This is a genomic window from Occallatibacter gabretensis (assembly GCF_001449115.1).
Taxonomy (GTDB): domain Bacteria; phylum Acidobacteriota; class Terriglobia; order Terriglobales; family Acidobacteriaceae; genus Telmatobacter; species Telmatobacter gabretensis.
The window spans coordinates 317,340-335,956 of the sequence record NZ_LAIJ01000010.1 but is presented as its reverse complement, the minus strand read 5'-3'; the positions used below and the strand labels follow the sequence as shown (position 1 = coordinate 335,956).

At 55.6% G+C, this 18,617-nt stretch carries 16 protein-coding genes; 11 read left to right on the top strand and 5 right to left on the bottom strand.

What is annotated here, in order from left to right:
• Positions 1-91 precede the first annotated feature (91 nt).
• The gene (locus tag VO84_RS17645) at positions 92-1,150 is read right to left on the bottom strand and encodes a YpdA family putative bacillithiol disulfide reductase (protein ID WP_082662127.1); all 1,059 of its coding nucleotides are present in this window, start codon (positions 1,148-1,150) and stop codon (positions 92-94) included.
• Positions 1,151-1,298: 148 nt separating this feature from the next.
• Here VO84_RS17645 and VO84_RS17640 point away from each other — a divergent pair, with 148 nt between their 5' ends.
• Positions 1,299-2,516: an SGNH/GDSL hydrolase family protein gene (locus tag VO84_RS17640; RefSeq protein ID WP_058189055.1), complete on the top strand. Its 1,218-nt coding sequence runs from the start codon at positions 1,299-1,301 to the stop codon at positions 2,514-2,516.
• A 105-nt stretch (positions 2,517-2,621) separates the two neighbouring features.
• Positions 2,622-4,148, top strand: coding sequence for a fumarate hydratase (locus VO84_RS17635; protein ID WP_058189054.1), 1,527 nt, complete (start codon positions 2,622-2,624; stop codon positions 4,146-4,148).
• Between the two features lie 112 nt (positions 4,149-4,260).
• On the opposite strand, the gene VO84_RS17630 is transcribed toward VO84_RS17635, so the two are convergent.
• The gene (locus VO84_RS17630) at positions 4,261-5,016 is read right to left on the bottom strand and encodes a hypothetical protein (protein ID WP_058189053.1); all 756 of its coding nucleotides are present in this window, start codon (positions 5,014-5,016) and stop codon (positions 4,261-4,263) included.
• Positions 5,017-5,247: 231 nt separating this feature from the next.
• On the opposite strand from VO84_RS17630, the gene VO84_RS17625 reads away from it, so the two are divergent.
• The 4 genes from VO84_RS17625 (at position 5,248) to mqnC (ending at position 7,430) form a co-directional block, all read left to right on the top strand.
• A complete protein-coding gene (locus VO84_RS17625; protein ID WP_058189052.1) occupies positions 5,248-5,871 on the top strand; it encodes a c-type cytochrome in 624 nt (207 codons plus the stop codon).
• A 155-nt stretch (positions 5,872-6,026) separates the two neighbouring features.
• Positions 6,027-6,155, top strand: a complete 129-nt coding sequence (locus VO84_RS23195; protein ID WP_269431429.1) for a hypothetical protein — start codon at positions 6,027-6,029, stop codon at positions 6,153-6,155.
• 67 nt (positions 6,156-6,222) lie between these two features.
• On the top strand, positions 6,223-6,366 hold the full coding sequence (locus tag VO84_RS22630; RefSeq protein ID WP_157439979.1) for a hypothetical protein: 144 nt from the start codon (positions 6,223-6,225) through the stop codon (positions 6,364-6,366).
• A 17-nt stretch (positions 6,367-6,383) separates the two neighbouring features.
• The gene (gene mqnC, locus VO84_RS17620) at positions 6,384-7,430 is read left to right on the top strand and encodes a cyclic dehypoxanthinyl futalosine synthase (protein ID WP_058189051.1); all 1,047 of its coding nucleotides are present in this window, start codon (positions 6,384-6,386) and stop codon (positions 7,428-7,430) included.
• Positions 7,431-7,439: 9 nt separating this feature from the next.
• Here the strand turns inward: mqnC and VO84_RS17615 are convergent, their stop codons facing one another.
• Positions 7,440-7,919 (bottom strand): MogA/MoaB family molybdenum cofactor biosynthesis protein, encoded by a 480-nt coding sequence (locus tag VO84_RS17615; RefSeq protein WP_058189050.1) that lies wholly within the window; start codon positions 7,917-7,919, stop codon positions 7,440-7,442.
• Between the two features lie 21 nt (positions 7,920-7,940).
• Positions 7,941-8,861, bottom strand: coding sequence for an alpha/beta hydrolase (locus tag VO84_RS17610; protein WP_058189049.1), 921 nt, complete (start codon positions 8,859-8,861; stop codon positions 7,941-7,943).
• Between the two features lie 116 nt (positions 8,862-8,977).
• Here VO84_RS17610 and VO84_RS17605 point away from each other — a divergent pair, with 116 nt between their 5' ends.
• Positions 8,978-9,448: a CcdC family protein gene (locus VO84_RS17605; protein WP_058189048.1), complete on the top strand. Its 471-nt coding sequence runs from the start codon at positions 8,978-8,980 to the stop codon at positions 9,446-9,448.
• Between the two features lie 56 nt (positions 9,449-9,504).
• On the opposite strand, the gene VO84_RS17600 is transcribed toward VO84_RS17605, so the two are convergent.
• Positions 9,505-10,434, bottom strand: coding sequence for a 2-deoxy-5-keto-D-gluconate 6-phosphate aldolase domain-containing protein (locus VO84_RS17600; protein WP_058189047.1), 930 nt, complete (start codon positions 10,432-10,434; stop codon positions 9,505-9,507).
• Here VO84_RS17600 and VO84_RS17595 point away from each other — a divergent pair.
• The 4 genes from VO84_RS17595 to VO84_RS17580 all read left to right on the top strand — a co-directional run bounded on the left by VO84_RS17595 (position 10,433) and on the right by VO84_RS17580 (position 18,542).
• The gene (locus VO84_RS17595; protein WP_231738041.1) at positions 10,433-11,290 is read left to right on the top strand and encodes a MarC family protein; all 858 of its coding nucleotides are present in this window, start codon (positions 10,433-10,435) and stop codon (positions 11,288-11,290) included. The genes VO84_RS17600 and VO84_RS17595 overlap by 2 nt on opposite strands.
• 88 nt (positions 11,291-11,378) lie before the next feature.
• Positions 11,379-13,448: a beta-L-arabinofuranosidase domain-containing protein gene (locus VO84_RS17590; protein ID WP_058189046.1), complete on the top strand. Its 2,070-nt coding sequence runs from the start codon at positions 11,379-11,381 to the stop codon at positions 13,446-13,448.
• Positions 13,449-13,538: 90 nt separating this feature from the next.
• On the top strand, positions 13,539-14,576 hold the full coding sequence (locus VO84_RS17585) for a LacI family DNA-binding transcriptional regulator (protein WP_058189045.1): 1,038 nt from the start codon (positions 13,539-13,541) through the stop codon (positions 14,574-14,576).
• A 219-nt stretch (positions 14,577-14,795) separates the two neighbouring features.
• Complete coding sequence (locus tag VO84_RS17580; protein ID WP_058189044.1) at positions 14,796-18,542, top strand: TonB-dependent receptor; 3,747 nt, start codon at positions 14,796-14,798, stop codon at positions 18,540-18,542.
• Positions 18,543-18,617: the final 75 nt, after the last annotated feature.

Genomic DNA, 18,617 nt, shown 5'->3' with positions numbered 1-18,617 from the left:
ATGCATCCAGCCCTTAGGGGTGTAAGAGCCGACAGTCGACTCGTGCACCCAGTTTAATGGATTGATTGCTGTTCCCCCATACGTCCATTAGTCACTTGTGTGCGGCTAAGCTTAGCACAAGTGACTGAGCGATCTGACGGCCATGGAAGCGGCCATTTTCAATAAAAATCTCATTGGTGCGCGATCCGGCAACTATCACTCCCGCCAGATAAATACCGGGAACGTTGCTTTCAAGCGTATCGGGATCGCAGATGGGCAGACAGTCCGGGCCTTCAAATTGGATGCCCATACTCTCGAGAAAACTGAAGTCTGGACGATAACCGGTCATTGCAAAGACGAAGTCATTCGGGAGATTGACTCGACCATCCGGCGTATCAAGCATGACACTGTCAGGCGTGATTTCGATGACGTTGGAACTGAAGTAAGCGGTAATTTCACCATTCTTGATACGGTTCTCGATGTCGGGCTTGATCCAGTATTTGACGTGGCGGTGAATCTCCGCGCCCCGGTGGACAAGCGTGACGCGCGCGCCGTGACGCCATAGTTCCAGTGCCGCAATGGCGGCGGAGTTCTTGCCGCCGATGAGGAGAACATCTGTGCCAAAGTACGGATGCGGGTCGTCGTAATAGTGATGAACCTTGGAGAGTTCCTCTCCGGGAATATTCATGTAGTTCGGCAGATCGTAATAGCCGGTGGCAATGGCGAGTTTACGTGCGAGAAGAATGCCCTGGCGGCCGAAGCGATCGACGATATGGACAGAAAAATTTTCATTTGAACCAGTAACACGCTCCACGCGCTGATACTGGCGGACGTCAAGCTTGTAGTGTGCAGCTACATGGCGGTAATACTCGAGAGCTTCATTGCGTGTGGGTTTGGCGTTGGGACTGGGAAAGGGGATATCGCCAATCTCGAGAAGCTCCGAAGTGGTGAAAAAGGTCATGTGAGAGGGATAGTGGAAGAGCGAGTTGCACACACAACCTTTGTCCACCAACACGACGCGCAGACCGGAGCGCTGAGCTTCAATGGCGCAGGACAGCCCGGTGGGACCGGCGCCGATGACGAGCAGATCGTAAAGGGTTTCTGCTGTGGGGCGGACAGGCGTGGTCTGCGGCGCGGCGTCGGGGACGGAGTCGGGCGGAAAATGCGGCATAGCTCTAGACTATTGGATACTGCGATCCAGGCAAAATTTTTATGAATACTCATTGCCAATGACGATTGCACGTATTGAATCGCCTTTGAAGTTGTGCAGGCGGTTCGCATGTATGATGAACCTTCCCTCAGGAGGATCATTCGACGCAATGCGTATTCGCACTCTTATGTTGGTTTTCATGGCCGCAACCACACTTTCCGCACAATCGACTTCCTCTAAAGTGGCTCCGTCTCCGTGGGTCGGCTCATGGGCAGCATCTCCATTCGATGGGGATTCGTGGCATACTGTGCCGACGCTCGTAGACTCCACGCTGCGGGAGGTGATTCACACTTCCATCGCGGGCAATCAGCTTCGCGTGCGGCTGACGAATGAGTTTGGCACGGAACCGCTATTCATTGGAGCTGCTTCCATTGCTGTGAGCACAGGGATTAGCAGCATCGATGCGGCCTCGCTGCATGACCTGACATTTGGAGGATTGCCTTCCATCGTGATTCCACCGGGTGCGCAGGCTCTTTCCGATCCAGTTCCGATGACTACCGCCGCATTTGCCGACTTGGCCATCAGCCTATATCTCCCTCTGCAGCAGATCAGCGATGTGTCGGTCCACTCAAGCGCACAGCAGGATAACTATGCAGTGACTGGCAACCATGTTCGCGAAGCATCGCTTACGACGCCGGTGATTGTGCCGTCCTGGTATTTCATCAAAGGCGTGGACGTAGAGAATGCCGGACCGCAACATGCCGCGGTGGTTGTCTTTGGTGACTCCATTACCGACGGCGCTTATGCCACGGAGAATGCGAATCACCGCTGGGGTGACTATCTGGCAGTTCGCCTGCATGAAAATCCTTCGACAGCGAACCTTTCGGTCCTGAACGAAGGTATTGGTGGCAACTGCATTTTGGTTCACTGTGTCGGACAGAATGCGCTGGCTCGCTTTGACCGCGATGTGCTGTCGCAAGCGGGTGTGAAGTACGTGATTGTGCTTGAGGGGATTAACGACATTGGAGGGCTGCACAATCCGAATCGGCCCGAGTACAAGCTAACTGCTGAGGATCTGGAGCAGGGACTGGCGCAGCTCGTAGCGCGCGCACACGAGCACGGGATCAAGGTGTTTGGCGCGACTCTTACGCCGTACAAGGGCGCCGGCTACTTTACGGAAAAAGGCGAGGCGATTCGGAAGGCTGTAAACCAGTGGATTTTGACCGGCGGCGTCTTTGACGGGGCAATCGATTTCGATAAGGCTACGAGCGATCCGGCGAATCCGCTGATGTTTGCACCGCAGTACGATAGCGGGGATCATCTGCATCCAAAGGATGCGGGGTATGCCGCGATGGCGAATTCCATCGATCTCGGCCTATTTCAATAGCTGCGACATGAGATTTCTTTAGTATCAACGGCATTGTGACATTAAGCCAAATATGTGGTACTTCCATTACCCTAATAGCGTCTGAATACAAGGGAGTTTGCAGGGATGACGGTCATCAAGCAGGACGATTTTATTGCAACAGTTGCAGGCGCGCTGCAGTACATCAGCTTTTACCATCCGGTGGATTACATTACCAGCCTTGCCAAGGCATATGAGAAAGAGCAATCGCCGGCAGCGCGGGATGCCATGGCGCAGATTCTGATCAACAGCCGCATGTGCGCCGAAGGCCATCGACCTGTCTGCCAGGATACGGGGATTGTGAACGTGTTTCTGAAGATCGGCATGGACGTGCGTTTTGAGGCGGCGGCCGGCGAGGAGTTACTGGATCTTCAGGAGATGGTCGATGCGGGCGTTCGCAAGGCTTATCTCGACCCGGACAACCCGCTGCGCGCTTCCCTGCTGGCCGACCCGGCAGGCGCACGGAAGAACACGAAGGACAATACTCCAGCAGTGGTGAATATCGAACTGGTGCGCGGCAATACGGTCGAGATTACGGTCGCGGCTAAAGGCGGAGGTTCCGAAGCAAAGAGCAAGTTCGCCATGCTGAATCCGTCCGACTCCATCGTCGAGTGGGTACTGAAGACTGTGCCGACGATGGGCGCAGGATGGTGTCCTCCGGGGATGCTGGGGATCGGCATTGGCGGCACAGCTGAAAAGGCGATGCTATTAGCCAAACAATCACTCATGGACCCGATCGACATTCAGGATCTGATTGCACGAGGCCCCAAGACAACCGCCGAGAATCTGCGCGTGGAGTTATACGACAAGGTGAATAGGCTTGGCATTGGGGCACAAGGACTTGGCGGACTGACGACGGTTCTGGACGTAAAGGTGCTTGACACGCCGGCGCACGCGGCCAACCTACCTGTGGCGATGATTCCCAACTGCGCGGCAACGCGGCATGCGCATGTGGTTCTGGATGGATCGGGGCCGGTCTACCTGGATCCGCCGGACCTCGGTAATTGGCCGAAGCTGACCTACGACGTGCACGGAGCGAAGCGCGTGAACCTGGACACGGTGACGCGCGAAGAAGCTGCCACATGGAAGCCAGGTGAGGTGCTGCTGTTGAACGGCAAGCTGCTGACCGGGCGCGATGCGGCACATAAGCGTATGACGGATATGCTCTCTCGCGGAGAGACGCTGCCTGTGGACTTCAACGGACGGTTCATCTACTACGTGGGGCCTGTGGATGCGGTGCGGGATGAGGTGATTGGGCCGGCCGGGCCAACCACCGCCACCCGAATGGATAAGTTCACACGGCAGATGCTGGCTGAGACGGGCCTGCTGGGTATGGTGGGCAAGGCGGAGCGCGGCCCGGTGGCGATTGAGGCCATCAAGGAGTTTGGCGCGGTGTATCTGATGGCCGTAGGAGGCGCGGCGTACCTGGTTTCGAAGGCGATTATGTCCTCGAAACGGCTGGCCTTTGACGATCTCGGCATGGAAGGTATCTACGAGTTCGAAGTGAAGGATATGCCTGTGACGGTAGCCGTGGACACAAAGGGCACAAGTGTGCACAACACCGGCCCGGCGGAGTGGCAGCAGCGGATTGCAGGGATACCGATATTACAGTGATCAGTTGTTAGAGATCAGTTTCGCCGTGCAAATAGACCAATTCGCATAACAAAATGGGCATCCTTTTCAGGATGCCCATTCGCTTTGTGATCTCTGACTACTGAGCTCTGTTTTACTGCTTGCCGAACCGAAAGACGAAGCCGCCTGTAAAACCGAGGCTGTTCTGTATCGTAGAGCCAAAGCCGGTAGCGACGTACTCCGGAGCGATGCGGAGGCTAAGCTTGGGAGAAACGTGGTAGTCAAGAGGCGCGCTGACAGAGATGATGAAGGTATTGCCATCCGGCCACAACCCAAACTGGTCAGATGGAATGCCATTGGTGTCACCAGAAAAATTGCTGTGAGCCAAACCAGCCATCACGCGCCCCGCGACTGAATACCGAGGCTCTCGAATAAAGCGGTACGTTGGCCCGCCCATGAAGTTGTACATGCTGATTGCCGGATTTGTGACCCCGGAGTTGAGTGGACCGCCGATGCCTACAAACGGCGTGCCGTAGTAGCCGCGCCCGTCAAGCGTGATGCCAAGCTTCTCGTTGTAATAGCGGGTCAGGCCCGTATCCCAGGCGTAGAGAGTAACGCGCTGGAGGCTTGAACCGGGGGTCCAGCGCAGGTATCCCATGCTGGTGTGGATTTCATACAGGTGCGAGTAGACATCGTGGATGGCCTGGGCGCGGCGCTGCTCACGACGGGCGCGGAGGCGAGCCTGCACGCTGACGGCACCCTGATTTGGGCTGGCCGGCGGCTGCTGAGCCTCTGGTTGCTGGGGCGCCTGCTGGGTGGAACTGCTGGAACTGGAGTCCTGGGCAAGAGCGAAATGCGCTGCGAATGCAGACAGAGCAAGCGCAAGAGCTAAACGGCGAAAAGAACACATCGGTTTCGGGCTTCCTCTACAAAATTGCGGGAACACACTTCAAGTGAAGTGATTCTGTTGTGGGTGAAAGACTCTTCTTCCCTATTAAATCACCTTGAGGTGAACTTTGGGTTGGACGCTTGGCGGCGCGAATGGACTGCAGAATGGGCCAGGACTGCCGATATTTCTCCTGAAGTGCCTTCTTGCGGCGCCGCAGCGCGCCGGGAAACGGCATTTTGGAGGCGAACAGATATGGGGCGCGTGTTGGTGGGCTTGTTGATCGGAATAGTGCTGGTTCCTGCGGCAGCATTGATGTATTTGAAGTATGGCCGCCCACCGGTGGCGGCTGCGGATGCGCCTTTTCCCTTTGAAAAGTTCGTCACAGCCGTTCCGCTGAAGGCGCGTATTGAGTACGAACTGGTGACCAAACCGCCGGTAAAGTCCGATGAAGACACCCTTGTGACGGGTGCCCACATTTACGCGCAGGAGTGCGCGGTATGCCACGGATACCACGGACAGGCCTCGCGCTTCGGGATGAAAATGTACCCCACCGCCCCGCCGCTATGGGAGAAACATGGCAATAGTGACGTGGTGGGCGTGAGCGACGATCCGCTGGGCGAAACCTACTGGAAGGTCGAGAATGGAATCCGGCTCAGCGGAATGCCAGGATTCAAGGGGATTTTGACCCCGGCGCAGATGTGGCAGGTAAGCATGCTGCTGGCGAATGCAAACAAGCCGCTACCGCCTTCCGCGCTTGCTATTCTGCGCGGAGACGGGCCTGCAGAGGGTTCGGCCGCTCAATCCGGGGCCGCTGCCGCTGCGGCACTGAACTTGCCTTCGGGATCCAAAGTAGAGATGAGCGGTTCGCCAAACTGAAGCGTCGAATCCCTTCTGCGTTAAGATGAACGCAGGAGTTGCATATGCTGGAGAAGCTGCGCGGCGCACTGAAGTTTGCTCTGATGAGCATGGGCATCTCCACGCCGGAGAAGAAGACGCCGAAGCCAGCGGCGAAACCTGAACTGTAGGCGCCCATGGAAAGCGTTGTTGAATTCGTCTTCTCTTCCCTTGAAGTCATTCTGATGACCATCCTCGAAATCGTTTTTGAGGAACGGCAGAGAAAGCGTCCGCCGCAAGCGATTGAGAAGTCCGTTGCGCGGTAAATCCCAGCAAATTTCGCAACGTTCCGCCGCATCGCGGAATCAAAGTAGCATAAGGTAGAGGTAGCTTATGACTGAGAAGAAAGGCTTCTGGCGCGCATTTCTCGACTTCTTTGTTCTCTTCGGCGGCGTCTCCACCGCTTCCAATCTTTCGCGGACGCGCAAAACGCCAGTAGAGGGACGCGGCCTGTTCCTGTTCCGCAAGCGCCCATGAGTTGTTAGAATTTCATTATGCCGATCACCCGTGAACAGGCCCAGGACTACTTCAACTCGCCCGATCTTATCGGCGTAGGCATGGAGGCTGATCAACTTCGCCGCCGCCTGCATCCGGAAGAAGTAGTCACCTACATCATTGATCGCAATATCAACTACACCAACTTCTGCACGGAGTACTGTACCTTCTGCGCCTTTTACCGGCCACTCAAAGGGCCCAGGGCGAATGAGGGTTACATTCTCGATTTTGAAAAGATCTACGAGAAGATTGCCGAGACGATAGAGATGGGAGGCACGGGCGTGCTGATGCAGGGCGGCATCCATCCCGATCTCAAGATCGACTGGTTTGAGCGGCTGTTTACCGGCATCAAGCAGCGCTTTCCGCAGATATGGCTGCACTGCTTGTCTGCAAGCGAGGTGTTGGCTATTGCCGAATACAGCGAACTGAGCCTGCGCGATACGATTTCACGGCTGCGCGATGCGGGTCTGGATTCGATTCCGGGCGGTGGCGCGGAGATTTTGGATGACGACGTGCGGAAGCGCATTGCGCGACTCAAATGCCGCACCGAAGACTGGGTGAGCGTGCATCGCACGGCACACCAGCTTGGCATGCGGACTACGGCGACGATGATGTTTGGCGTAGGTGAGAGCTTCGATCAGCGCATCAATCATTTTGAAGTGGTCCGGCGGCTGCAGGAAGAGACCGGCGGCTTCACGGCTTTCATTCCCTGGAGCTTCCAGCCCGGACACACGGCCCTCGGCGGACGAGGCTGGGATGAGGCGACTTCAGTTGAGTACCTGAAGGTGCTGGCGATCTCCCGGCTCTATCTCGATAACATCGATAACGTGCAGGCGAGTTGGGTCACGCAGGGCCTGAAGGTGCTGGAGGTGGGTCTGCACTTTGGTGGCAATGACGTGGGCTCTGTAATGCTGGAAGAAAATGTGGTGAAAGCCGCAGGCACCAGCAACTGCACCACAGAGGAAGAGCTTCGCCGCATTATTCGTGACGCGGGCTTTAAGCCTGTGCAGCGGGATACGCTGTATCGGACAATGTTCTTGAATTAGGCGCAGCGTTTATGGATGCTGCTGTCCACCGGCCACAATCTCCAGAGCGTGCTTGAGCAGGGCAATAATTGACACCAGACTTTGCTTCACTGCGCGCTCGCTTCCCGGAAGATTCACAATCAGTGTGTTTGCCTTCAGGCCAGCCACGCCGCGAGAGAGCCAGGCGTATGGCGTTTGCGCGGCGCCGCCAGCGCGCATAGCTTCAGCAAGGCCAGGAGCTTCGCGATCCAGCACGCGCCGCGTAGCTTCCGGCGTGCGGTCGCGAGGACCAAAGCCGGTGCCTCCGACGGTGAGTATCATCGCCATACCACCTGCCACAAGTCGCTCGAGCAATGCAGCAATCGCATCCTCATCGTCCGGCAGCAACGCAGTATCAATCGCGGCCTCCGGCCATTGCTGACGGAGCAACGCAACCGCTGCGGGGCCGGCTGTATCGGTCATCTGCCCTTGTGAGCAGCGATCAGAGATGGTTACGACAGCAAAGCGCATCAGCTTGATTGTAGATGCGCCTTACGGATGCGCAATTCCAATGGTGTGCAGCCATGTTTCCACCAGCTGCGGCCACGCGGTGACAGGCAACGCGGTTCGGCGTAGTCCGTAGCCGTGGCCGCCCTCGGCGTAGATATGCAGCTCTGCCGGAACACCAGCCTGCTTCAATTGCAGAAAATAATTTGTTGCATTTTCCACGTGGACCGGGTCGTCTTCTGCCTGCACGATAAACGTGGGCGGAGTCTGCGCGGTGGGACTAATGTCAGGATTGGTCCTCATCCCCTCTTTGTCCTGCGCCAGGTATCCGGGGTACACAATAACGGCAAAGTCAGGGCGACAGGAGAGCTGGTCTGCCCCGTCTACAGCGTCATAAAGACGCTTGTCAAAGTGAGTGCTGAGAGCGGCAGCCAGGTGTGCGCCGGCAGAGAAGCCAAGGACGCCGATACGTTTGGGGTCGATACCCCACTCGGCAGCATGCTGGCGTACAAGGCCCACTGCGCGCTGCGCATCCTGCAAGGCTACGGGCGATTTGGGGTATGGGCCAGTGTTCGGCACGCGATATTTGAGCAGAATGCAAGCGATCCCTTTGGAGTTGAGCCAGTCGCAAACCTCCGTGCCTTCTAGATCGATGGCAAGGATTTGATAGCCGCCGCCGGGGAAGACGACGACGGCCGGCGCGTCGTTTGCGTGATTTGCCGGTTTGTAAAGCGTGATGGTGGGCACGGAAACATTGCCAAGCCGGATGAGCGACTTCCCCGCAATAAGCTGCGATTTCGCATCGGAGGTATCCACCTCTGCGAGCGAATTGGCCGGAAGGCCGCCAGGAACTCCGTTCGGCCAGATGGGAATTTGTGTATGCCCCACTGCAGGCTGCCATCCGGACTGGGCAAAGGACGCAGTTGCCGTGAAGAGCGCGGCAAAAAGAACGAAACGGGTACGCATGAAATAAGCTCCGGGCCTGTGGGCTGTGAAAGCTGCGCAGCGATCATTGCAGGCAGCGCTTATGACTTGCAACCCACGACGGGACGATGGTGCGTTGACTTAGATTAGAAGGTGTGATGTTGAATACGCATTCCATCTGGTTCACTGCGATTGTTTCTCTCATCGGCTTTGCCGGAGTGATGACGTGGCGCGTTCGTGAAGGCCGTACTGCTGTCACAGTACGAAAGATTGTGATTCCTCCGCTGGGCATGTCCACTGGCTTCTGCATGTTTCTTGTGCCGGCTTTTCGCGTACCGTGGGCGTGGGCCGGGATCGCTTTTCTGGCCGGCGCGATTCTGCTCGCATGGCCGCTGGTGGCCACATCCAGGCTCATCCGGGATGGCGATGCCATTATGATGCATCGATCAGGCGCATTCTTCGCCGTCATCGTTGCACTCGCGCTGATCCGCTTTCTGGCGCGCAGCTATCTGGACTCCGTGATGACGCTGGAGCAGACTGGCGGTTTGTTTTTTATCCTTGCGTTCGGAATGATTGTGCGCTGGCGGGTGCGGATGCTGATGGAGTACCGCGCACTGACGCGCCCATAAATAGAACTTCTAACGGCCTGTAAGAAGCCGCGACGAAGCAAGCTCAGCGCAGTCCCTCAAACCGCACTGTTTCTGCGAGCCTGTTCAAAGATCTTCACAAACTCACTGTAATGGCCTGCAATCTGCGAGACTGCGGCCTCGCGGGTTTGCTTATTTTCGCGCCACGCAACGAGTGGATCCCAGAAGTCAGTGCGGCCAACAGCAAAGCCGATGAAGCCCGAAACTGTAGCTGCTGTGGTAAGCCACTCACGTACTTTTTGCTCATCTTCACCGCGCCCAAGGATGATGCAGCGAACCGCGTCACGGCCATCGCGCTGTGCAACGGCCACGATCTTCTCGCAGTCTTCACGGCTGTCGAGCCCTTCGATCTTCCAGATGTCCGGCTCGACGCCTGCATCCTGCAGTTCCTGAATAGCCCTGACCATGAGCGCTGGACGCAGCTTCTGGTCGTAGGCTTTCTTGTCGCCATTCACATTGTCGAGCTGAGATTTTTCCGCGGGTACGAGCAATTCAAACATAAACAAGCTGCGATTGGCCTGCTGAAGGTAGTCAGACAGTTGCTTCAGACGCGCCGCCTGACGCTGGTTCATCGTCGTATCGGCTTCAGGGTTGTAGCGAACGAGAACCTTGGCGAAGGTGGGATGAAAGGCCTCTATGTGCGCGGCAAAATCGTTGCCGTATTCGAAATCAAACTCATCCTGCCCGCTCTTTTCGACGGCACAGGCGATGTGATATCCGCTGGCCGCGGCGTCTCGCAGAATCTCTGCGCCGAACTGTTCGTCGACGAGAATCCCGGCATCTTCCTGACGCACGCCGGCAGCAAGAGCGGCCTTGAAACCGTCGTAAATTACCTGCTTGGCAGCGGCGATTTGCGCCGTCTGTTCGCTGGTGAGTGCTCCGTGCCAGTGAAACATCCCGCTCTCAAATGAGCCACGATGATCGAAGGGAAGAATGTAGAGAGGGTGTTTGTATCCACGTGGGGCCATGAAATTACCTCCATGCGTCTCCGCAACTTCATTAGATAGCACAACCAGCTGTGGGAAATCACTTTTCGGCTACGTTCTGATGGCAAGGCGCGGCACAGTGATCGAAATTACCGCCGCTCATATTTTGCTCATCTCATGTCAAGAAGAGCAGTTAGGATGGTTCGTAGAGGAAGCTGGATTGCAACTTTGGAATTCATTTTTGATCGCTTTTAGTGCTTTGCTTCCTGTCATCAATCCGTTTGGTTCAGCGTTGGTATTTCTGGGCCTGGTCGGGGATCAATCCCCATTCGCGTACCGATCGCTCGCGCGAAAGATTGCAATCAATAATGTCATTTTTTTAGGAGTTTTTGAGCTTCTAGGCTCAACCATTCTGAACTTTTTCGGGATATCGTTGCCGATTGTTCAAGTGGCAGGCGGCATTGTTATCGCTGCGATTGGATGGTCGGTGTTGAATGAACCCGATTCGGCAGCGAGCACCAAAGACAAGCGCGAGGAAGCCGACGTGCGCTTGGAAGACGGCCTCCAGAACCTTCAGACAAAAGCCTTCTACCCCTTGACGTTTCCAGTAACTTCTGGTCCCGGGACTTTGGTAGTACTTCTCACTCTCGGCGCGCGCTTCTCGGGGAACAGCACCGAGAGTACGATTCTGCGCCATCTGGTTCTCTTCGCAGCCATCGTGGTGCTGAGCGGCGTGGTATATATCTGCTACGCATACGCGGCAAAGATCACAAAGGCGATCTCGCAGCCAACGGCGCATGGCATTCTGCGCGTAATGGCATTCATCTTGTTGTGTATAGGTGTGCAGATTGCTTGGAATGGTCTTTCTACGCTCATTCTCACATTAACGAAGCACTAGGTGGATGGAATGCTCAGCGAGCCTGACGCGAACAGTATGCGATGAAATCTTTGCTCAGGTAGCATGACGTTAGGAGTGTTCGAAGCCAATGTTGTCTTCATCTCCGCCTCTCTTTGCCACGCGTCGTCAATTTATCCGAGGGGCCAGTCTCCTCGGTTTAGCATCAACCTCGCCAAGCACCCAGCTTCTTCTTAACGCCTCCCAGATTGCTCCTGACCTACAACCCTCAACCCCTCCCACCACGCCCATCAAGCATCGCGCGCCGCTCGCAGCGGGAGTGTTCTACTTTCTGCCTGCAGGGTCAATCCGTGCGCGTGGCTGGCTTCAAAGACAACTTCGCATACAGGCAAATGGGCTGGGGGGACACCTGGATGAAACATGGGCTGACGTAGGACCGAACAGTGGCTGGCTCGGAGGAAACGGCGAATCGTGGGAGAGAGGTCCATATTTCCTGGATGGCCTCATACCTCTGGCATGGCAGCTCGATGATGCAACGCTTAAGGCTAAAGCGCAGAAGTTCATCGATTGGACGCTCGAACATCAAGCAGAAAACGGCATGATCGGTCCGCAGTCGAATAGCGACTGGTGGCCGCGCATCGTCATGCTGAAAGCCCTGACACAGTATCACGAGCTGACCGGCGACCTCAGAGTGGTTCCTGTCATGGACAAGTATTTTCGTTACCAGCTTGCGGCACTACCCGCGCGTCCGCTGATTGACTGGGGAAAGTTCCGATGGCAGGATAATCTGCTCAGCGTGATCTGGCTCTACAACCGCACTGGATCCGCCTATTTGCTCGACCTTGCAAAACTGCTGCATCAGCAAGGCTACGATTGGATTGCAGAGTACGAATCCTTTCCATACAAGCAGAAGATCACGGCGGAGTTTTTACATCTTTCCGAGGGAAACGGGCTCAAAGATCTCGCCCTCGCCACTCATGGCGTGAATAACGGCCAGGCGATCAAGACCGGACCGGCCTGGTCACTCGTTTCCGGAAATGCAGCAGACCGTGCAGCCGTTCTCAAAATGATCGACGAATTGCATCGATACCATGGCCTTCCAAACGGCATGTTCTCCTGCGATGAACATCTCGCTGGTTTGAATCCGTCCCAGGGGTCAGAGTTATGCACGGTTGTCGAATACATGTTTTCGCTCGAACAAAGCCTTACTATCAATGGCGATCCTTCGCTCGGTGATCGCTTGGAACGGCTTGCATTCAATGCCCTGCCCGGCGCGTTCACGGATGACATGTGGGCTCACCAATATAATCAGGAACCGAACCAGGTGGAATGCAGTCTTCACCATAAGCCATGGACAACGGACGGGCCGGAGTCCAATCTCTATGGCCTGGAGCCGAACTTCGGCTGCTGCACCGCGAATTTCCATCAAGGCTGGCCTAAGTTTACCAACAGTCTGTTTTTACTCTCCGGCGTGCAAGGCTCCGATGAGCACGATGGCTTGGTGGCTGCTGCCTATGCGCCATGCGAAGTGCATACCATCCTCGGTGGCACGTCCATCCGCATAGTCGAAGAAACCGACTATCCCTTCCGTGGTCATGTGTTGCTCACAGTTGATCCCGCCGCGCCAATTCACTTCCCACTTCAGCTTCGTATTCCAGCATGGGCTGCCGGCACGACGATCACAGTAAACGGCCGGAAGATTGATCCCCCTCCTCCATCCTCATTCGCCCGCATTGACCGCACATGGAATGCAGGGGATCGTGTGGAAATCACATTTCCGATGGCTCCGCGCATCTCACGATGGTTCAACAACTCCATCGCAGTTGAACGTGGCCCGCTTGTCTTCTCCTATGGCGTGGCTGAGAGCTGGGTCAAGCTCCGTGACCGCGGAATGACTGCAGATTGGCAGGTGTTCCCTGCCAATGAATGGAACTACGCCTTAAGCGTAGATGCGAACTCCCTCGGGAAAAACATCGGCACCACGGAAACAGAAATTGGAGAGTTCCCTTTCGCACGTCGCCACGCTCCAGTTCAGCTCCATGTCAAAGCGCGCCGCTTGAATGAGTGGCGCGCCGAAGACGGAGTTGCGGCCCCAGTCCCACTCAGTCCGGCACAGACAAATGAGTCTGAAGAAACGATTACGTTGATCCCTTATGCTGCTGCAAAACTGCGCATTACTGCCTTTCCGCAGAGCAGCTGAATGCCATACAAGAACGCGCCAACCGTTGACAGCTACACCAGTCGAGTGAATACTGGTCCAGTCCAGACTGCTTTCTGATATTTAGCCTCCATGCATAAATCACATCCGCACCCAACCCTTGCCGAAGTGGCGCGCAAAGCCCGCGTCGGAACCACTACGGTTTCCCGCGTCATCAACGGCGGTGAGCGTGTCAGCCCGGACACGCTCAAGCGTGTGCAAGCCGTCATCGACCAGCTTGGTTATATGCCTAACCAGGCCGCACGCGTCCTGAAGGGCGAGCGGGCCAAAACTATCGGCATGGTGATCCCCAGCATCGCGGATCCGTTTTTTGCAAGCTGCGCCGAGGCCGCGCAGGCCATTGCACGCGCCCATGATTCGCTGCTAATGGTGACCGTGACAAACAACGATCCACGTACGGAGATGGAGAATTTAAATATCCTCACCCGGCACCGTACTGACGGCCTGCTGTTAGCACCTGCGAATTATCAAAACCAACCATTGGCCGAGTCTCTGCATCGCATGGGAATACCGGTCGTTACCTTCGACCGCCTGATTGTGAACTCCGGCATTCCCAGTGTGCTGGCTGACAATTTCAATGGCGCGCGAATAGCGACTGAACACCTGATCAGCCATGGATATTCGCGCATTCTTTGTCTTGGTGGCGAGCCTACGCTCTATACATTGCGCGAGCGGCTTCGTGGCTATCGCCTGGCAATGCAACACAAGGGGCTTGTGCCGCTGGTCGATATGTCCGTAAAAGATTACAAATCGGCAGAGTCTGCGATTGAAAACCTGCTGGCAACAGGCAAGCCGCCGGATGCCATATTTACACTGAAGAACAGCACGACGATTTACGCTTTTGAGACACTACAAAAGTTCAAGGTCCCTATTCCAAAGTCAATTGCGCTATTGGGTTACGACGATTTTGAACTGGCATCCGCACTGCGACCAGCGATCAGCGTAATTCAGCAACCGGTTGAGGACATCGGCCGCGTTGCTGCTGAGATTCTTTTCGAAAATCTTTTGAGCGTCGGCAAAGGGAAGAATCATGAAATCAAAAAGCGCCAGTATCCCATAAAACTGGAAACGAAACTTGTGTTGCGCCAATCTTGCGGCTGCCGTTTATAGATTAAATTCGCGGCCTGGGACAACAAAAAAAAGCGGTATCACTTGACAACATCAAAAACTCAGGTAGAAAATCCTACTCTGTGGAATCGTTACCATTTGAGATGGTAACGATTCCACTCTGAAACACTCATTGCCTTAAGAATCAGCACTCGATCACGATTAGGGCGCAATCGCTCCCCCTAACAATGCGTTACTGTTCGGTTTATTCGGAGGCTGTAAATGTATTCAATTCAAAGAAGTCCGGCGCGGCGTTGTGTCAACATCGCCCTTGTGCGTGGAATCATGGCCATCGTTTGTTTATTGGCCACACTCTGCGCGTATCCATCCTTCGGGCAAGAATTTCGCTCAGTTCTAGCAGGACAGATCACCGATCCTTCCGGCGCTGTCGTTCGCGGCGCGACCATAACAGCAGTGGAAGTCTCAAGCGGCACCAGCTACACCAACAAGACCACCGACAGGGGAACTTACTATATTCCCTATGTTGTTCCCGGAACCTATCGAGTAACCGTCGAAGCCAACGGATTCAAAACCGCTGTGCAGGATAACGTCCTGCTAAAGGCTTCCGATTCGTTCACGCAGAATTTCAAGCTTGAAGTCGGAACAGCGACCGAGAAAATCGAAGTCACGACGGCGCCGCCTGAAATTGAGACGTCCAGCGCCTCCAACAATACCGTTATAGACGCGCGCCAGCTTGAGAACGTGCCCTTGAATGGCGCGCAGGTGTATATGTTGCTCGGCACCACACCCGGCAGCCAGTTTACCCAAACGCAGTTCGGCCCCGGCGGCTACTCCGGAACCCGTGGCTGGGACGTAACGAACTCCTACACCCTGGGCGGCGGCGTCGGGGGTACTAATCAATTTACCTTAAACGGCACCAACATAACTCAGCAGACGGCTGCGCAAAACGGCGCAGGCTCTTGGATCGTGGCTCCCAACATTGATGCCCTCCAGGACACAAACGTCATGACCACCACCTACGATGTGCGCTATGGCCGCACAAGTGGCGGCACCGTCAACATGTCCACGAAGAATGGCACCAATCAATATCACGGCACGGCGGATGAAGCGTACGAAGGCGCGCTCATGAACGCCAATACCTACACCAACAATATCTCCGGTCAGCCGAAAGGCGGCTGGGTTCAAAACCAGTTCCACATCACGGCTGGCGGTCCGATCAAGCGGAACAGGCTGTTCTTCTTCTTCGGCTTCGAGGGATATCGCGAGTCGCTGGCAGGTCAGGTTCTTACGCATGTCCCTCCGGCGTATCTGCGGCCTGGCTACAACGGGAACCCGGGCGTGGACTATAGCTTGATCCAGACAATGGATCCTACGGAATACCCAAACGGAATCCCCATCTACCAGCCTGGAACGGCGTATTGCCAGACGCCCGGCACCACGCTGGCCCAGTGCAGCGGCGACCAGGTTGCGCAGGTGCAGTTTCCGGGCAACGCCATTCCCGGTTCGCAAATCAACCCTGTTAGCGCGGCAATGCTGAATTATGTTCCTCTACCGAACATTTCAAGCGCGGCAAATCTGGCGGGCGGAAACAACTTCATAGCCGGCACGCCCGATGTCTACGACTATAACCAGCCAATGATCCGCGTAGACTACAACATAACCCAGGCGACCAAGATGTACAGCTTCTTCGAGTGGCAGAAAGGCACCGAGAACCGCAACACGAACGGCCTCCCCGGCGTTGCGGCCACTGGCAATATCAACCACATTCGAGAGAACTGGGTTGCTACACAGGACTTTACCCATGTTTTCTCTCCCACGCTGCTGGGAGATTTCAAGGTCTCGTTCACTCGCTATCTTGAAAGCGCTTGGGATGGCAACCTGAACCAGGCGGTCGATCCAGCCAGTATCGGGCTGACCATGCCGCTGCCGCCTACCACTACGCTGAAACAACTTCCTGAAACCCACGTGACTGATATTGTTGGCAACAACATTATTTTCGGCAACACGCCGAGTGCTGGTGTCAGCAACAATATCGGCTTCGATACGGACTTCACAAAAACATGGGGTTCGCATAACATTCACGTTGGCGGCATGATCTACGAATTCCAATACAACGGTTTCGGCAACATTGGACAGGGCAACGGCAACTTCTCATTCAACGGTGGCTTCACGCAGTATGACCCCTCAAACGGGAGCTGCTACCAGGCAGTACCGGCTCCTAACAACCCTTGTAACTCAAACCAGGCCACAGGCTTGGGCTCAGCTTCATTCCTGCTCGGCGATCCATCCAGTGGCGGTATTACCTGGGACCTGACACAGGCGGTGGGACAGCCGGTATACGCCATTTACGCACAAGACGACTGGCGCGTGACGCCTCGCCTCACGCTGAACCTCGGTATACGTTGGGATATAGAGCGCGGATTGCGGGAACGGAACAATCTGCTTGATCGCGGTATATGTCTTACTTGCGTGAGCCCGATTACCAACGATCCAAATTACATAGCGAATATTAACAATGGAGCCAACCAGGCCGCCTGGGCGGCAGCTGGTGTTCCAACTCCCGGCACTGTGTACGGCGGTCTTGAATTCGCCGGCTACAACGGACAACCACGCAGCGCATACGACCTGGACTTGACGGATATCGGTCCGCGCATTGGATTTGCATATTCCATTAGCCCCAAGGACGTAATACGCGGCGGATGGGGACTCGTATACTCCTACGGACTGGAAGGCGGCAATGCCAGCGGCGCCAGTGCCAATACGCCCTACATTGGTAGTTTGGACGGCTATAACCCGACCGGCTACTTCCAGACCGGCAGTCCTTTCTCAAACGTAAACAATGTTGTAAACGCACCTCCGGGTAACTCACTCGGGCTGTTGACAGACGTGGGCGAAGGTATTGGCATGGAAGATTTCCCGGATCGCAAGATTCCGAGGGAAAAGGTGTTCTCGTTCGGAATCCAGCATGAATTTCCGGGTGCGGTGGTGCTGGATGCGCGCTATGCAGCCAATTACACCAGCAAGCTGCGTGTAGGTCTGTGGACCAACGGCACCGTGACCCTGGCAGAGCAAAAAGCGGCTCAGGCGAATCCTGCTATCTGGAATCAGCAGGTTCCGAATCCCTACTACGGAGTAGCCTCCATGGTGGCAAACGGCTGCGGCCAGGGTCAGACGGTGCAGGCCATTACCCTGTTACTAGCGCTTTCGCAATACTGCAATGCGGGCGGTAACTCTATTACCGGCCAGCCCAACGCTCCGCTGGGACACAACTGGTACAACGGCCTGGAAGTAAAGCTATCCAAGCGTCTGCAGGGAAATTCTGCAGCCAGCGGCCTCTCCTTCCAGCTTGCGTATACTTGGTCCAAAACAATTAACGGTGCCGGCTACCGCAATGGCTGGCCATATCAGGACCCAGAGCAGATCCATCAGCTTTCGGGAACGGACAGAACCCATGTGCTGGGCCTGACCACCGTCTATGACCTGCCCGTTGGTAAGGGAGCTCTCTTCTACAGCAACCCAAACCCGATCATAGGCTCAATCATCAGCCACTGGAGGCTCAGTTCCGTGGTTGCCGCGCAGAGCGGAGAGCCTGTTGGACTGAACGGCGGCTATCAGTACGACTGCGCACACAGCTTCCGTCCGGACAACGGAACCTCGGTTCGCCAGGGTCACTGGTTCTATGCCGATAAGTCCTGCTTTGCAGGCAACACGCAGTACCAGTTGGCGACTATAACCGACGTAACGGACGACGTGCGCACTCCAACCATCACAAACATCGACTTGTCCTTGATGAAGCAGATACCGATCAAAGAGTGGGCAAACTTCACCCTCCGGCTCGATGCCTTTAACGCCTTGAATACAGTGTTGTTCGGTGGTCCGGATACCAGCCCCGGCGACGCAAATGCAACCTTTACACCCGGAGCAGGCTGGAGCGGCTTCGGTACGGTAGGCGCTCAACAACTGAACTTCCCACGTATCTTGCAGGTCTCAGGCAAGATCACCTTCTAACCTTTAAATCGCCATTGCGGGCTTGCTCATGTTGTTCATGAGCAAGCCCGCAATGGCGAGTACTTAAAATCCCAT

Bases quoted from the DNA above. Each gene is read 5' to 3' on its own strand.
- VO84_RS17645 (WP_082662127.1), bottom strand. From the start codon at position 1,150: ATGCCGCATTTTCCGCCCGACTCCGTCCCCGACGCCGCGCCGCAGACC.
- VO84_RS17640 (WP_058189055.1), top strand. From the start codon at position 1,299: ATGCGTATTCGCACTCTTATGTTGGTTTTCATGGCCGCAACCACACTT.
- VO84_RS17635 (WP_058189054.1), top strand. From the start codon at position 2,622: ATGACGGTCATCAAGCAGGACGATTTTATTGCAACAGTTGCAGGCGCG.
- VO84_RS17630 (WP_058189053.1), bottom strand. From the start codon at position 5,016: ATGTGTTCTTTTCGCCGTTTAGCTCTTGCGCTTGCTCTGTCTGCATTC.
- VO84_RS17625 (WP_058189052.1), top strand. From the start codon at position 5,248: ATGGGGCGCGTGTTGGTGGGCTTGTTGATCGGAATAGTGCTGGTTCCT.
- VO84_RS23195 (WP_269431429.1), top strand. From the start codon at position 6,027: ATGGAAAGCGTTGTTGAATTCGTCTTCTCTTCCCTTGAAGTCATTCTG.
- VO84_RS22630 (WP_157439979.1), top strand. From the start codon at position 6,223: ATGACTGAGAAGAAAGGCTTCTGGCGCGCATTTCTCGACTTCTTTGTT.
- mqnC (WP_058189051.1), top strand. From the start codon at position 6,384: ATGCCGATCACCCGTGAACAGGCCCAGGACTACTTCAACTCGCCCGAT.
- VO84_RS17615 (WP_058189050.1), bottom strand. From the start codon at position 7,919: ATGCGCTTTGCTGTCGTAACCATCTCTGATCGCTGCTCACAAGGGCAG.
- VO84_RS17610 (WP_058189049.1), bottom strand. From the start codon at position 8,861: ATGCGTACCCGTTTCGTTCTTTTTGCCGCGCTCTTCACGGCAACTGCG.
- VO84_RS17605 (WP_058189048.1), top strand. From the start codon at position 8,978: ATGTTGAATACGCATTCCATCTGGTTCACTGCGATTGTTTCTCTCATC.
- VO84_RS17595 (WP_231738041.1), top strand. From the start codon at position 10,433: ATGAAATTACCTCCATGCGTCTCCGCAACTTCATTAGATAGCACAACC.
- VO84_RS17600 (WP_058189047.1), bottom strand. From the start codon at position 10,434: ATGGCCCCACGTGGATACAAACACCCTCTCTACATTCTTCCCTTCGAT.
- VO84_RS17590 (WP_058189046.1), top strand. From the start codon at position 11,379: ATGTTGTCTTCATCTCCGCCTCTCTTTGCCACGCGTCGTCAATTTATC.
- VO84_RS17585 (WP_058189045.1), top strand. From the start codon at position 13,539: ATGCATAAATCACATCCGCACCCAACCCTTGCCGAAGTGGCGCGCAAA.
- VO84_RS17580 (WP_058189044.1), top strand. From the start codon at position 14,796: ATGTATTCAATTCAAAGAAGTCCGGCGCGGCGTTGTGTCAACATCGCC.